Source organism: Pseudomonas versuta (assembly GCF_001294575.1).
GTDB classification, from domain to species: Bacteria; Pseudomonadota; Gammaproteobacteria; order Pseudomonadales; family Pseudomonadaceae; genus Aquipseudomonas; species Aquipseudomonas versuta.
In genome coordinates, this window is sequence record NZ_CP012676.1 from 2,912,722 (window position 1) to 2,926,251 (window position 13,530).

16 protein-coding genes are annotated in these 13,530 nt (G+C 56.2%); 9 read left to right on the top strand and 7 right to left on the bottom strand.

What is annotated here, in order from left to right; translation table 11 throughout:
* Positions 1–27: 27 nt before the first annotated feature.
* Positions 28–1,407, top strand: a complete 1,380-nt coding sequence (locus tag AOC04_RS12970; protein WP_060693971.1) for a sodium:solute symporter family protein — start codon at positions 28–30, stop codon at positions 1,405–1,407.
* A 121-nt stretch (positions 1,408–1,528) separates the two neighbouring features.
* Here AOC04_RS12970 and AOC04_RS24340 read toward each other — a convergent pair whose 3' ends face one another.
* Positions 1,529–1,654 (bottom strand): PA1414 family protein, encoded by a 126-nt coding sequence (locus AOC04_RS24340; protein ID WP_003441703.1) that lies wholly within the window; start codon positions 1,652–1,654, stop codon positions 1,529–1,531.
* A 127-nt stretch (positions 1,655–1,781) separates the two neighbouring features.
* On the bottom strand, positions 1,782–2,684 hold the full coding sequence (ptrR, locus tag AOC04_RS12975; RefSeq protein ID WP_060693973.1) for a putrescine utilization regulator PtrR: 903 nt from the start codon (positions 2,682–2,684) through the stop codon (positions 1,782–1,784).
* A 104-nt stretch (positions 2,685–2,788) separates the two neighbouring features.
* Here ptrR and AOC04_RS12980 point away from each other — a divergent pair, with 104 nt between their 5' ends.
* Entirely contained in the window at positions 2,789–3,970 is a 1,182-nt protein-coding gene (locus AOC04_RS12980) for an MFS transporter (RefSeq protein ID WP_060693976.1), read from the top strand.
* Here AOC04_RS12980 and AOC04_RS12985 read toward each other — a convergent pair.
* The 3 genes from AOC04_RS12985 to AOC04_RS12995 all read right to left on the bottom strand — a co-directional run bounded on the left by AOC04_RS12985 (position 3,918) and on the right by AOC04_RS12995 (position 6,178).
* Complete coding sequence (locus AOC04_RS12985) at positions 3,918–4,847, bottom strand: DMT family transporter (RefSeq protein WP_060693978.1); 930 nt, start codon at positions 4,845–4,847, stop codon at positions 3,918–3,920. The two genes, AOC04_RS12980 and AOC04_RS12985, sit on opposite strands and share 53 nt — an antisense overlap.
* A 68-nt stretch (positions 4,848–4,915) precedes the next feature.
* A complete protein-coding gene (locus AOC04_RS12990; RefSeq protein WP_060693980.1) occupies positions 4,916–5,320 on the bottom strand; it encodes a DUF2177 family protein in 405 nt (134 codons plus the stop codon).
* Between the two features lie 21 nt (positions 5,321–5,341).
* Positions 5,342–6,178, bottom strand: coding sequence for a CvfB family protein (locus AOC04_RS12995; RefSeq protein ID WP_060693982.1), 837 nt, complete (start codon positions 6,176–6,178; stop codon positions 5,342–5,344).
* Positions 6,179–6,534: 356 nt separating this feature from the next.
* On the opposite strand from AOC04_RS12995, the gene AOC04_RS13000 reads away from it, so the two are divergent.
* Both AOC04_RS13000 and AOC04_RS13005 read left to right on the top strand, forming a co-directional pair.
* Positions 6,535–6,714, top strand: a complete 180-nt coding sequence (locus tag AOC04_RS13000; RefSeq protein WP_003441690.1) for a hypothetical protein — start codon at positions 6,535–6,537, stop codon at positions 6,712–6,714.
* A gap of 190 nt (positions 6,715–6,904) precedes the next feature.
* Positions 6,905–7,627, top strand: a complete 723-nt coding sequence (locus AOC04_RS13005) for a TorF family putative porin (protein WP_060693984.1) — start codon at positions 6,905–6,907, stop codon at positions 7,625–7,627.
* A gap of 25 nt (positions 7,628–7,652) precedes the next feature.
* Here AOC04_RS13005 and AOC04_RS13010 read toward each other — a convergent pair whose 3' ends face one another.
* Together AOC04_RS13010 and AOC04_RS13015 are read right to left on the bottom strand one after the other, a co-directional pair.
* Positions 7,653–8,045, bottom strand: coding sequence for a hypothetical protein (locus AOC04_RS13010; protein WP_060693986.1), 393 nt, complete (start codon positions 8,043–8,045; stop codon positions 7,653–7,655).
* Positions 8,046–8,249: 204 nt separating this feature from the next.
* Positions 8,250–9,596 (bottom strand): DEAD/DEAH box helicase, encoded by a 1,347-nt coding sequence (locus tag AOC04_RS13015; protein ID WP_060696950.1) that lies wholly within the window; start codon positions 9,594–9,596, stop codon positions 8,250–8,252.
* Between the two features lie 192 nt (positions 9,597–9,788).
* Here AOC04_RS13015 and AOC04_RS13020 point away from each other — a divergent pair, with 192 nt between their 5' ends.
* The 5 genes from AOC04_RS13020 (at position 9,789) to AOC04_RS13035 (ending at position 13,521) form a co-directional block, all read left to right on the top strand.
* The gene (locus tag AOC04_RS13020) at positions 9,789–11,057 is read left to right on the top strand and encodes a mechanosensitive ion channel family protein (protein WP_060693987.1); all 1,269 of its coding nucleotides are present in this window, start codon (positions 9,789–9,791) and stop codon (positions 11,055–11,057) included.
* Between the two features lie 150 nt (positions 11,058–11,207).
* Positions 11,208–12,053, top strand: coding sequence for a winged helix-turn-helix domain-containing protein (locus AOC04_RS13025; protein WP_060693989.1), 846 nt, complete (start codon positions 11,208–11,210; stop codon positions 12,051–12,053).
* Complete coding sequence (locus AOC04_RS13030; protein ID WP_060693991.1) at positions 12,017–12,508, top strand: hypothetical protein; 492 nt, start codon at positions 12,017–12,019, stop codon at positions 12,506–12,508. Before AOC04_RS13025 ends, AOC04_RS13030 begins: the two co-directional genes overlap by 37 nt.
* A 325-nt stretch (positions 12,509–12,833) precedes the next feature.
* Positions 12,834–13,208 (top strand): hypothetical protein, encoded by a 375-nt coding sequence (locus AOC04_RS23820; RefSeq protein WP_125863026.1) that lies wholly within the window; start codon positions 12,834–12,836, stop codon positions 13,206–13,208.
* A gap of 67 nt (positions 13,209–13,275) precedes the next feature.
* Positions 13,276–13,521, top strand: coding sequence for a hypothetical protein (locus tag AOC04_RS13035; protein ID WP_060693993.1), 246 nt, complete (start codon positions 13,276–13,278; stop codon positions 13,519–13,521).
* Positions 13,522–13,530 lie beyond the last annotated feature (9 nt).

A 13,530-nucleotide genomic window follows, 5' to 3' on the forward strand; every position in this document is an offset into this window, starting at 1 on the left:
AAAAAAAATAATTGGAGACTCGCCATCATGGCTTTAGATCTACTGGTCGTCCTGATCTACGCAGCGGCAATGCTTGTGTTGGGTTACTACGGCATGCGCAAGGCAAAAACCCACGAAGACTATCTGGTTGCCGGGCGCAACCTGGGCCCGACCCTGTACATGGGCACCATGGCTGCGACCGTACTCGGCGGCGCCTCCACTGTCGGCACGGTGCGCCTGGGCTATGTACACGGGATTTCCGGTTTCTGGCTGTGCGCCGCACTGGGCTGCGGAATCATTGCGCTCAACCTGTTTCTCGCCAAGCCGCTGCTCAAGCTGAAAATTTTCACCGTGACCCAGGTGCTGGAAAAGCGTTACAACCCGATGGCCCGCCAGGCCAGCGCAGTGATCATGCTGGCCTACGCGCTGATGATTGGCGTGACCTCGATTCTTGCCATCGGCACCGTTCTTGAGGTGCTGTTTGACCTGCCGTTCTGGGTTTCGGTGCTGCTGGGCGGTGGCGTTGTGGTGGTGTATTCCACCATTGGCGGCATGTGGTCGTTGACCCTGACGGACATCGTGCAGTTCGTGATCAAGACCGTCGGCCTGATGTTTGTCCTGCTGCCGATTTGTCTTTACCGCGTCGGCGGCTGGGATGAACTGGTCAGCAAGTTGCCCGCCTCGAACTTCAGCTTCACCAGTATCGGCTGGGACACGATCGTCACCTACTTCATGATTTACTTCTTCGGCATCCTGATCGGTCAGGACATCTGGCAACGGGTGTTTACCGCAAAAACCGCCAAAGTGGCCAAGTATGCCGGTACCTTCGCCGGCTTCTATTGCATCCTTTATGGCCTGACCTGCGCCCTGATCGGCATGGCTGCTCACGTACTGATCCCGGACCTGGACAACGTGAACAATGCGTTCGCTGCCATCGTCAAGGTTTCGCTGCCGGACGGCATTCGCGGGCTGGTGATTGCTGCCGCACTGGCGGCCATGATGTCGACTGCCAGCGCAGGCTTGCTGGCCGCCTCCACGGTACTGACCGAAGACCTGCTGCCCAAGTTGCGCGGTGGCAAGCAGTCGAGCCTGAATATCAATCGTCTGTTCACCATGCTGACCGGGTTTGCGGTGCTGGCCATTGCTCTGGTGGTCAACGATGTGATCAGCGCTCTAACCCTGGCCTACAACCTGCTGGTTGGCGGCATGCTGGTGCCATTGATCGGGGCGATTTTCTGGAAGCGCGCCACCACAGCCGGCGCAATCTCCAGCATGAGCCTGGGTTTTGTCACCGCACTGGTTTTTATGTTCAAGGATGGTCTGGAAGCCAACACGCCGATCTATTACAGCCTGGGTGTGGCTCTGCTCAGCTTTGTGGTGGTCAGCCTGCTGGATCGACGCCCGGCCACATTGGCCAGCGCCATCTGATAGATGGTTTTCTTCAGGGGGTACGTCGGGCGTACCCCTTTTTTTACTGCAGCACCTTGGCTGCCTCGCAACCAAGGATCAGTACAACGCATGACCGGCGGCCAGCAGCCTGATCGCTGGCTTAGCGGCGACGCTGTGGCCGACGACGAGGATCCTCGACCGGGATCGGTACGGGTTGCAGTGGCGGCTCGATCAGACCGAGCGCTACACCGACGTCATGAAGCCATGTTTGCAGTTTGTCTTTCATATATCCCCCTTGGGGTCACTCTGGCGACGGGAATTCTGTTGTCGCTTCGCACTGATAATAGTCCTAAGTCCTACAAGATGCTTGCTTAAGGTCAATGAACTTTAGGCTAATCCCGCACATTTCTGCTTTAAGCAGTCGCCTGCAATTTCGTCGAAACTGCAGCGTTCAACGGCCTGCGTGCCTGCTGAAGCTCGATCCACGCATTCAGGTTGGCGCCCGTCATGCCTTTTCGCCACATCAACCATGTTGTGGTGCTGGCAAAAGGTTGTTTCAAGGGGTGTACGCCTACATTTTCGTGCCCCGGCAAGCTGGCCAGCATCGACGCCGGCATCAACGCCACACCTGATCCTGCGACTACGCACGCCAACATGCCCTGATAGGATTCAATTTCCATCACCCGCCCCATCGCTGCACGGTCACTTGCATACCAGGCCTCAAGGCGCGCCCGATACGAACACCCCTGACGAAAAGCAAATACCTCGTGCCCCTGCACATCCCGGGCCCGGGTAATGGGCGGGTGATCCAGATCGCTGATCAGTACCAGGGTCTCTTCGCAATACTCGATACCGTCCAGCCCGGCCAGTTCCAGCGGGCCATCTACCAACGCGGCATCCAGACGCCCGGTCAGCAAGCCTTCAAGCAATTCGCCGCTGGGGGCCGACTGCACGTGCAAATTCACGGCCGGGTAGGTGCGGTGGTAGTGCGCCAGCAAATTCGGCAAATGAGTCGCTGCCGTGCTGTACATCGTACCCAGGGTAAATTTGCCGCAAGGAACACCACCCTGTACGGCACTCAGCGCTTCATCATGCAGGGCAAACAGGCGCGCGGCGTAATCGAGCAGTACCTTGCCAGCGGGGGACAATTGCAGGCGCTGACGCTCGCGCATAAACAGTTCGACACCCATCTGCTCTTCCAGCTGCTTGAGCCGTGTCGACAGATTGGAGGGAACCCGGTGCAGGCGCTCAGCCGCACGGGTGATCGAACCTTCTTCGGCCACTGCCTGAAAAATCCGTAATTGGCTGAACTCCACGACATTCTCCAAAACAGAACAAGTAGGTCACTATTATTCATTTTTAAGGAAAGTCAATGTCCTCTAGCCTGACGGTCAATGATTTCACTTAAGGAAACAGCAGCATGCCCCCCTTCATCCGCCTGCTAGCCAGCTTCATCGCGCTCATCATGGCCATGGGTATTGGCCGCTTCTCCCTGACCCCACAATTGCCGCATTTGATCAGTGAAGGCCAGATAGATCTGACCGGTGCCGGCCTGATCGCGGCCGCCAACTATCTGGGGTATCTGATCGGCGCACTGGACGCCATCCGCGCCAGGCGCCCGGGCCAGGTACGGGGCCGCCTTCACGGCGGACTATGGCTGTGCGTGGCGCTGACCCTGATTTCGTTCTGGGCCCAAGGCTTCTGGCCGCATCTGCTATTACGCTTTGGAGCCGGGATTGCCAGCGCCTGGGTCATGGTGATGATTACGTCACTGAGCCAGCACATAGCCGTGACGGCTAATCGTCCACGCCTGGGGGCGCTGGTCTTTGCAGGTCCCGGGGTGGGGGTTCTGCTCACCGGTTTGCTGGCCCTGTTTTCCAACGTTCTGGGGCAAAACTCGGCCACGCTCTGGCTAATTTACGCCGCGGCGGCACTGATCATGGTGCTGGCGATCATGCCGATTCTGCCGCAACCGGCCACTCTGACAGCCCGGCCGCACACCCCGCAGCCGGGCACCCGCCAGCCCGGCATTGGCCGCCTTGGGGCAATTTATGGGCTCTATGGTTTGGGCTACATCATTCCGGCGACATTTTTGTCACAAATGGCCAACGCCCGGTTCCATGGGCAATGGCAAGCAGACTTGTTCTGGCCCGCCTTCGGGTTGTGCGCAGCAATAGGTGTGGTGCTGATCAGCTTGCGCCGCCCCGCCCCGGGTACCACGGGGTTGTGGTTAATGGGCGGGCTATGGATTCAGGCACTGGGCGTGCTGGCGTGCCTGTTGCCGAGCAGTACCGGCCTGGCGCTGGGGGTAATCCTGTGCGGGACACCCTTTTTGGCCTGCATGCCACTGGTCATGCAACGTTCCAGGGAGCTGGCTCCTCACGCAACGCAGCGTAATGCGGCCTTGCTCACTGCCTGCTTTGCTGTGGGACAACTAACCGGTCCATTGCTGGCCGCGCTCAGCAGCCATTTCAGTGGAACACTGCACCCGGCGCTACTCATCGCTGCCAGCGGACTGTTGCTGGCCGGATTGCTGGCCTGGCGGTCAGTCAGTGCCCCAGCAGTGCCCGCAGCCTACGACGCATCCACTGCTCCGCACTGACAAAGGTGATGCCGAACAGCACCAGCACAGCGCCCACCACGAAGTTGAAGCTCAAGGGCTCGCCCAGAATCAGCACCCCGAATGTGACGCCGAACAAGGGCGTCATAAACGAGAACACTGCCAGATTGGAGGCCATATAGCGCTTGAGCAGCCAGAACCACACCAGGTAGCTGAAGAACGACACCACCAGCCCCTGGAACAGGACGCTGGCCACCGCCACGCCGGTAAGGCTGACATGACTGATCTGCCCGCTGGCGGCGGCAATCACCAATAGCCCCACAAAGCCGACAATCAGCTGGTAAAACAGGGTCAACGTCACCGGCGCCTCGGATAACCGGGAGCCGCGTACCACTACCGTGGTCGCCCCCCAGGCCATGCCCGCCAAAATACCGTAGGCGTCGCCCAGCAACATGTTGCGGTCCATGTCGGCAAAAGAAATCCCGCCGGCAAAGGAAAAGGCGATACCCAGAAACGCGAGAAAAATACCCAGCCATTGCAACGGTCGCAAACGCTCGCTTGGCAATAGCCAGTTAATTCCCAGGGCAGTAAAGATGGGTGCGGTATAGAGGAATACCGACATGTGCGCGGCGCTGGTCAGTTGCAGTCCTTGGGCAATAAAGAAGAACTCAAGACCGAACAGGCTGCCCGCCAGCAGGCCACCGCGCCAGGTGTGTGGAACCTGGCTCCAGCCGCCCTTCCAGCAGATCAGCAAGCCTACCAGTAGCGCCGCGATGCCGGAACGTGCGGCGGCCTGCATCACGGGTGCTATGTCGGGGGCTGCCGTCTTGATCACGACCTGTTGCACACCCCAGATCAGGCACAAGCCAAGCATGACTTGCAGTGCGAAAGCATCCGTTGCCCGCCGCGTAACACTCATAGCACCACCTGAAAAAGCCACGACCCGGGAAGATCAAAAAATTGTTGCTCATGTATTACAGGGCAGGGTCAGACCGCCAGCTTGCGCGCCGTCCAGTAACCCGACAGTGAGGCCAGGCAAGTCAATAACCCGCCCCATGCCATGTCCATCAAGGCCAACTGGGCCGACCAGCCTTGCAGGGTCGCCCAGTTGGTCATGTCGTAGGTGCCATAGGCCACCAGCCCGAAGAACGCACCGCTGACTGCGGCCCGGCGCGCACTGCCCCGCCCCAGGGCCGGCAACACGACAAAGAACACCACGCCCGATACATACAGCAGGTAGAACGCCACAGCCGGCCCCCACTTGGGCTGCGCCAGCATCAGCGGGCCCAAAAGCTCCCTATAGGTAGAGCTCATGAGCACGCCCAGCCAGAGGCCGTCGAGCACAAGAAAAGCCAGTAACACACCGGCATACGCCCATACCGCTTTTCTCATGTCACCACCCCTTGTGCTGGATCAGATCAATTCGATGCGATCCGGATGAATCGCAATCTTGCCTTCCTTGTATAGCGCGCCAATGGCTTTTTTGAAGTTGCCCTTGCTGACGCCAAACAGATTGCTGATCACTTCAGGTGCACTTTTGTCACTGACCGGCAACACACCGTTGTTATCGCGCAACTTGCTGAGGATTTTCGAGTTAAGGCTACTGGCAGCTTCCTGGCCAACCGGCTGCAGACTCAGGCTGATCTTGCCATCAGCACGAATTTCCTTGATGTAGCCTTTTTCCTGCTTGCCCGCCCGCATGAACTTGAAGATCTCGTTCTTGTGGATCAAGCCCCAGTGCTTGTTGTTGATCACGGCTTTAAAGCCCATGTCCGTGGCTTCGGCCACCAACAGATCAACTTCCTGACCCACCTGATAAGTCGGCGGGGTCTTGTCCAGATAGCGGTCCAGACGCGCAGTCGCGGTGATACGGCGCGTGTGCTTGTCGAGGTAGACATGCACCACCACGTATTCGCCGGCGGTCATCTGGCGTTTTTCTTCGGAATACGGCAATAGCAAATCTTTAGGCAGCCCCCAATCGAGGAAGACACCAATGCTATTAACTTCAACCACTTTAAGACTGGCGAACTCACCGACCTGAACTTTTGGTTTTTCAGTGGTGGCAATTAACTTGTCAGCACTGTCCAAATAAACAAAGACATTGAGCCAGTCTTCATCTTCACTTGGAATATCTTTGGGAATATAACGATTGGGCAACAGGATTTCACCGTCTGCCCCACCGTCCAGATACAAACCAAAGTTGGTATGTTTAACCACTTGCAAACTGTTGTAGCGACCGATTAAAGCCATGTCCAATACCCTCATTACGTGGGCGGCATTCTACCCGAGTTTAGGTGCGTGAACGGGAGCGCCGCAGCCCGGCAGACAAAAAATCTGCGACAGGCCTGATTTATCAGGTTTTTTTCCCGGTGTGCGGGTGCCACTCGTCACCCTGTGAACGGTCCCGCCCCTCCATCCTTGCTCCCTGCTCTGCTTTTAAAAGCCGGATGTAGTGAATTAAAACAGCGAGTTAGGGAACTATTAAGCCTTCAATTATGTAACGTGAAAAAACCCTTCCTTATTTTAGGAAGATATTTAACAAGCAATTGTCAAGCTTTTCAGGTACTATCGTTGACCAAGTTATTTTCTACAGGTCAATAGCCGCCATGCGTGTAAAAGCATCCGCCAGCAAAGCAAAGCCAGCTCCCGCAGTTGAAACCAGTGATTCAATCAATGCACAAATCGAAGCATTCTTGAAATCCGGCGGCGAGATTCAACAAATCAATAAAGGCGTCAGCGGCCAGACATTTGGCCCGTCCAAGCAAATCACGCTCGGCAAAAAGTAATACCCCTCGCGTCATCTGGTCCTCATGCGCTTTGCCTTCCAAAGCGCTAGGACTATCGACCTGCCCCTTTGTTCCGCCCGCCTCTTCTCCCCCGAACAGCAAAAATAGACGAACGGCACTCGATCGCCGGCATTCATCCGTATCCTCTAAAGCCTCTAGATCAAGCCTTCCAGCCATGAGGGAGTGAACCATGCTGACACAGGCGTTACTGCTGGCCGCATCTTTGCTGGTCAGCACCATGGTCAATGCTCAGGTATTTTCCCGCGAGCTCGGCGACTTTGACCTCAAGCTTGCCACCCAGCCGAGTCGTAGCATGGCCCAGGGCCTGGTCAAGCCCACCAGCTCCGGTTCGACCTTCCATGGAGGCCTGGACTTGAGCCATGACAGCGGCTGGTATGCGGGGCAATGGGCGCCGACCATGGGCATCAAGCCTGGCAGCAACCTCGAAGTCGATTCCTACCTGGGTTACAAGCATCCTTTCGACCAGACCCTGAGCTACGAGCTGGGGATGATCCACTACAGCTATCCCAAGCTCAACGAACTCGACAGCCAGCAGATTTTTGCCGGCCTCACGATCCTGGGCACCCGTTTTGGCGCAGCCTTCAGCAACGATCCGGACCGGCGCGACAGCACACTGTTTGCCGACCTGGGCGTCAACCAGCCCTTTGGCATCGGTGTCAGCATGAAATACACCACCCACCAGCTGGGTTCCCCGGTGTCCATCGCAGACGGCGGCAGCGTGCGCGCCTTCAATGACTGGTCAGTGAAGCTCTCGCGCCCGTGGATGGGGGTCGACCTGAACCTGATCTACAGTGATTCCAGCCTCGATGGCGGTGAGTGCTCCGCCTACTCAGGGCAAAACAGCCAGTGCGACGGCCTGCTGACCTTCAAGGCCGAGCGGTCTTTTTACTGACACTCGGCAGGCTACGCCACCCTGTTCAGGCTATCTGAGCCTTCGCCGCCAGCGCATCAAAGGTCTGTGGGTCCAGCGCGTCAGCTTGCTCATCAAGCACCTGCACCGGGTGATCGTTGCCCGGGATGCTGCTGTCGATCAGGCTCAACAAGCTGGCACCACGCGGGGTCAGGATGAAGTTTTCGCCATTGCCACCCTCATCTTCCGGCCGCGCTTCGATAAAGCCGCGCTTTAGCAGCAAGGCCTCGTAATCTGCAGCCTGCATCTTCAGGTCATCCAGATTGCCAATCGGCTGCCCGGCGGCGGCCAGCGCAGCCGCGTGCTCTTCGGCATAGGCACGCGGCGCGAAGTTTTCACCTGCACTGTTCTGCACTTCATGCAGCAGACGTTCAATCAGTGGCCAGTTGTAAGTAGTCATCAGCTTTACGCTCCGTACGGTTCGATGAAATAAGACCTCATCAGTAGTGACCGGCGCGCCGGGCGGACGTTCAGCTTTCTGGCTGACGGGTGAACGCTCCTCCAGACAATGCGAACCAGCCCCACCACCTCAGGTGTTGTGGCGTAATCAAAACCCACAAAAAACCCCGGCCTTGGCCGGGGTTTTTTATGTCACGCCAGCGCCTTATTCAGCGGCTGGTGCTTCTGGCTTGCGGCGCTTGAGCGGCGCCATGCCGTCCTTGCTGACAAGCGACAGCGCATCGGTCTTAGGGCGGTTGGCTATTTTACGCTTGGTCGGTGCCTTGGCGCCGGTCTTCTTCTTGACGCCCTTGGCATCGGTCTTTTTCTTCTTCACGCCAACGGCTTTGCCCGAGGCCTTGACGTTTTTCGGTCCGCCGTAGGTGCCTTTGACTTCCTTGATGGTGCGGCGCTCGAAGCTTTGCTTCAGGTAACGCTCAACACTGGACATCAGGTTCCAGTCGCCGTGGCAGATCAGCGAGATCGCCAGGCCATCATTGCCCGCACGGCCGGTACGGCCGATACGGTGGACGTATTCATCACCGCTGCGAGGCATGTCGAAGTTGATCACCATGTCCAGGCCATCAACGTCCAGACCACGGGCCGCCACGTCGGTGGCCACCAGGATCTTGACGCCGCCCTGCTTCAGGCGATCGATCGCCAGCTTGCGATCCTTCTGGTCTTTCTCACCGTGCAAGACGAACGCCTTGTAATCCTGCGCCACCAGGCGACCGTAGATGCGGTCAGCCATGGCACGGGTATTGGTGAAGATGATGGCTTTTTGATAGGTCTCGTTGGCCAGCAGCCAGTTAACGATTTGTTCTTTGTGCTGGTTGTGGTCAGCGGTGATGATTTGCTGACGCGTGGTAGCGTTCAGCTGGCTGACCTGGTTGAGCTGCAAGTGCTCGGCATTGTTCAGGACCTTGCCGATCATCTCGCGCAGGCCGGAACCACCAGTGGTGGCCGAGAACAGCATGGTTTGCTGACGGTTCGGGCATTCGTCGACCAGACGCTGAACATCTTCGGAGAAGCCCATGTCGAGCATGCGGTCGGCTTCGTCGAGCACCAGCACTTCAACTTCTTTGAGGTCCAGGTTGCCGGCGTTCAGTTGCTCCAGCAAACGACCCGGAGTACCGATCAGGATATCCGGCACCTTGCGCAGCATGGCAGCCTGAACCTTGAAGTCTTCACCACCCGTGATCAGACCGGACTTGATGAACGTGAACTGGGAAAAACGCTCAACTTCTTTCAGCGTTTGCTGTGCCAGCTCGCGAGTCGGCAGCAAGATCAACGCTTTGATGCTCACACGGATCTTGGCAGGGCCGATCAGGCGGTTAAGAATCGGCAGAACGAAAGCGGCCGTTTTACCACTCCCGGTTTGAGCTGTAACCCGCAGGTCACGCCCTTCGAGCGCGAGCGGGATGGCCGCGGCTTGCACAGGCGTTGGCTCGACAAATTTAAGCTCGGCCACAGCTTTAAGCAGGCGTTCGTGCAGGGCGAAATCGGAAAACACGGGTGCTACCTCGAAGAAATGCAAAAAATCAGCGGCATAGATTAACCGTTTCGAGCGTCCAGGCCGAGTTTCTTTGTACAAACGGCATGAAACAAATGGTTTTTCAGTGTCTTTAGTACAACGAAAGCCCATAAATCGCTCTGAAGTGCTCTAATCCCAAGGATATTTTTCTTTGGGATCACGCTTTCGCTTATGGAAACTCAAACACTCTGGACTCAAATTCAGGATCTATACACCAACCTGGACCAACATCCCTGGGTATCGACCATCCTCGGTCTGATCGTGCTGGTGGGCGTCGCCCTACTAGCCGGACACGTCGCGCGCATTGTGATCTTGCGTATTACCAAGATGCTCGGTCGCCAACCCGCCCTGCACTGGATCAACGACCTGCGCCAGCACAAGGTGTTTCACCGCCTGGCACAATTGACGCCATCGCTGATGGTGCAGTTCGGACGCAACCTGGTGCCGGAGATGAGCGAAACCGGTCGCCACTTCCTCGGCAACCTGGCCCTGGCCATCACCATCTTTGTGCTGACCCGTGTAATCAGCGCCCTGCTCGATGCCCTGCTTGATATTTATTCGCGCACCAACTACGCCAAGACCCGCCCGATCAAAGGCTACATCCAGCTGACCAAAATGCTGCTGTATGTATTTTCCGCCATCATCATTGTCGCGACCCTGATCGATCGCTCGCCAATGCTGCTGCTCTCGGGCCTGGGCGCGATGTCTGCGGTCATCTTGCTGGTCTACAAGGATACTTTGCTGTCGTTCGTGGCCAGCGTGCAGTTGACCAGCAACGACCTGCTGCGGGTCGGCGACTGGATCGAAATGCCTCAGGTCGGCGCCGATGGCGACGTCATCGACATTACCCTGCACACCGTCAAGGTGCAGAATTTTGACAAAACCATCGTCTCGATACCGACCTGGCGCCTGATGTCCGAGTCGTTCAAGAACTGGCGCGGCATGCAGCAATCCGGCGGACGCCGGATCAAGCGCAGCCTGTTTATCGATGCCGGAAATATCGGGTTTCTGACCGATGAACAGGAACAGCGTCTGGAGCAAATACGCCTGCTCAGTGATTACATGCACCGCAAACAGGCTGAACTCAAAAGCTGGAACGAAGCACAGGGCAATGTGGCCGCTCTGGCAGCCAACCGTCGACGCATGACCAATATCGGGACCTTCCGCGCCTATGCGCTGGCTTATCTCAAAAGCCATCCCGAAATTCAGCCAAACATGACGTGCATGGTGCGTCAGCTGCAAACCACAGCCCAGGGCGTGCCGCTGGAGGTGTACTGCTTTACCCGCACCACGGTGTGGAACGAGTACGAGCAAATCCAGGGCGATATTTTTGACTATCTATTGTCAGTGATGCCCGAGTTCGGCTTGAGCATCTATCAACAGCCGAGCGGCAATGATCTGCGCAACGGCCTGATGCCCGTGCTGGCTAAAGAACCCTGATCAACCGGCGCGACTCCTGGAGTCGCGCCTGCCTGAAAAAGAATGAATAGTGTCTCCACGGTTAACACTGACGTCTTCAAGTGCACAGCGCTAAACCGGCATAATCCATGTGCACACGGTCAGGCTTAAGTGACACAAGGAACAAAACAGGTGAAACAAACAGACGCTGAATCAGCGCAACGCGGGATGGAGCCTGCTTGCTTGTATGATCCAGAGTTAATGCAACTCACCAGGGACGAAAAAACCGCACAGTTAGGCAGTAACGAAAGTGACTTTTTGCTCGCACTGATAGATGGCGTATCCGATAAAGAGTTACTTATCAGCCGAGTGTGGGGCGAACGCGGTCTCGTGGTATCCGATGGCAGTTATTACAAGACCCTGCACACATTACGCACGCACTTCTCGGTAATCGGACTGTCCCGCCATGCCATCAAAACCCTGCCCAGAAGAGGGGTGCTTCTGCTGTGCACTGTCACCCTGAGCAGTCAACGTGAACCCCATGACGACAGCGTGCAGACAGAGCCCGGCGCTGAAAACACCCCCATTCAATACCCTGCAGAATCAGGCGCACCGACTTTACTGCCCGAGCCCTCGAGCGCTCAAGCTGTTGTGATCCCTGCGCCTGCTCCCTCCCCGGTACCTGCTCCACAACCCCGTAACTACTTCAGAATCATTGCGGGCTATGCCGTCGTGCTTGGCGGGCTGGTGATGCCGGTAGTTTATGCCTGGCTAATACTCTGCGGCCCTCCGGAACTTGAAGGCTGGAAAGCCATCTGGAGCGAGAACGGCCACACACTGTATGTCGAGTCCAGCGAGAAATTATCCAGGGATGACATTGCCGAACACATGAAACCTTTTGACCCCAACCTGCTGTTTTCAGGCACCAGTTATTACGTCAGAAAGCCATTGTCACAGTTAGTGATCAGTTGCGAAAAGCCTGAAAGTAAAGGAGAGGCCATATGCACCAATTACCAGATCGTTGGCAAAAAACCTTAGTCTGTACAGGTCTGTTATCCCTGCTGGTTTTTGGTGGCCTGAGTGCGCGCCATGCCTGGATTATTTACAAAGACATACCCAGAGCCCCCTGTTACGCCTCTGTTTACTTCAACAATATGGAGTACAGCGCTGACCGATGGTCTGGCGCAGGTGACATCACCATTTCCCCCAAGGAAGATGCCATTTATGTGTACTACAAAATTAAAAGCCCGGATAACGTCACCTATATTTACAACCGTAAATTTGAAGTTTCGACTGAAAAACTCGACACCTCAAGATTTCTGTTCGAAACCTCCAACGTGGTGATTTTCGATAACGACACGGCAGGCAAGAACACGCCATTCATGTCCAGGGGCATGCACGGGGGCCTGATGACGTTCAATTACTTTTCCGATAACGAGTACTACTACAACATAAACAATTTTTTGACCGGCGTATGCCATGTACCCCGGTAGGTGAAATACAAGTGCCGCCATCAAAACACCCGGGCCAAGACTGCGGGTATTTTGCGAGACTCCTGAGGGACAGAAGCTAACTAAACGCCGAGTACAGAGCAGCGGCCAGCCTATGGTTAATTACAAAAAACGGCATTTGTCGCGTTAAAAACCATCGGCATTAAACCCAGCAAACTTTAGTCGCCCTTGCTTGGACCTTTCAATTTTCCGACTGAAACCGGCCAGGATTATGGTTCAGTAAGGTTAATTAAGACAACGCACAAGCCCGCCTTTTCCCCCTGCGCTACCGTGTCCTTCCCTTAAGTCAGCCCCATGAGCTTATCGAATGACACGTGCGTACCCACACCGGCTGCTCCGGTACTGCCTGAGCCTGTGCCTGTTTTACACTGCCGTGTGCCAGAGCCATTTTCAGCCCCCAACTGCTCTTCCAGCGACAGACCTCGATCCTGATGGGTTATTGCCAACGCTGGCCCATACATTAAACGATTCATTGCCGTTCAATTATGCTGGCGCCCCTGACGCACGCTATTCAACCGGGGCGTCGAAAGCCACTGCGTCCGCACCATTCAATATCGATTTGATCACCCAGTATCATTCGAACACCGCCTCAGGTTTTTATACCCCCCTGCAACAAATGAACGACGTCTACCGCAATACCTATTCAGCGCCACACCTGCCCAAAACAGCACCTGCCCCATAACATGGAGAGATATTCCGTGGCTCGCCCTATACGCTGGATAAAACCCATTTGCAAAAGAACGCGTCACTTGCCTGCCTGGAAGCGCTCGCTGGCACTAACACCGGACGGCACTGTATTCATGGCGGCGGCCATGGGCGGTTCGGAAAAAGAAGTCAGCCTTGCATCGTTACAGGATAAAGTCCCGAGCCTTATTTGTTTTGATCATGTGTATGTGCCTGCAGAATGGCTGCAACATAAATTTGGCGCCGCCAACCCCTGGTGTGATTCTTTGATTAAAGCCGCACACCCTCATATCTTTTATCAGAAGGGTTAATGCGGCTTA

Coding starts and splice junctions, on each gene's coding strand:
- AOC04_RS13010 (WP_060693986.1), bottom strand. CDS start 8,045: ATGACTACTTACAACTGGCCACTGATTGAACGTCTGCTGCATGAAGTG.
- AOC04_RS12980 (WP_060693976.1), top strand. CDS start 2,789: ATGCCCCCCTTCATCCGCCTGCTAGCCAGCTTCATCGCGCTCATCATG.
- AOC04_RS13020 (WP_060693987.1), top strand. CDS start 9,789: ATGGAAACTCAAACACTCTGGACTCAAATTCAGGATCTATACACCAAC.
- AOC04_RS24340 (WP_003441703.1), bottom strand. CDS start 1,654: ATGAAAGACAAACTGCAAACATGGCTTCATGACGTCGGTGTAGCGCTC.
- AOC04_RS12970 (WP_060693971.1), top strand. CDS start 28: ATGGCTTTAGATCTACTGGTCGTCCTGATCTACGCAGCGGCAATGCTT.
- AOC04_RS12995 (WP_060693982.1), bottom strand. CDS start 6,178: ATGGCTTTAATCGGTCGCTACAACAGTTTGCAAGTGGTTAAACATACC.
- AOC04_RS23820 (WP_125863026.1), top strand. CDS start 12,834: ATGACACGTGCGTACCCACACCGGCTGCTCCGGTACTGCCTGAGCCTG.
- AOC04_RS13005 (WP_060693984.1), top strand. CDS start 6,905: ATGCTGACACAGGCGTTACTGCTGGCCGCATCTTTGCTGGTCAGCACC.
- AOC04_RS12990 (WP_060693980.1), bottom strand. CDS start 5,320: ATGAGAAAAGCGGTATGGGCGTATGCCGGTGTGTTACTGGCTTTTCTT.
- AOC04_RS12985 (WP_060693978.1), bottom strand. CDS start 4,847: ATGAGTGTTACGCGGCGGGCAACGGATGCTTTCGCACTGCAAGTCATG.
- AOC04_RS13030 (WP_060693991.1), top strand. CDS start 12,017: ATGCACCAATTACCAGATCGTTGGCAAAAAACCTTAGTCTGTACAGGT.
- AOC04_RS13000 (WP_003441690.1), top strand. CDS start 6,535: ATGCGTGTAAAAGCATCCGCCAGCAAAGCAAAGCCAGCTCCCGCAGTT.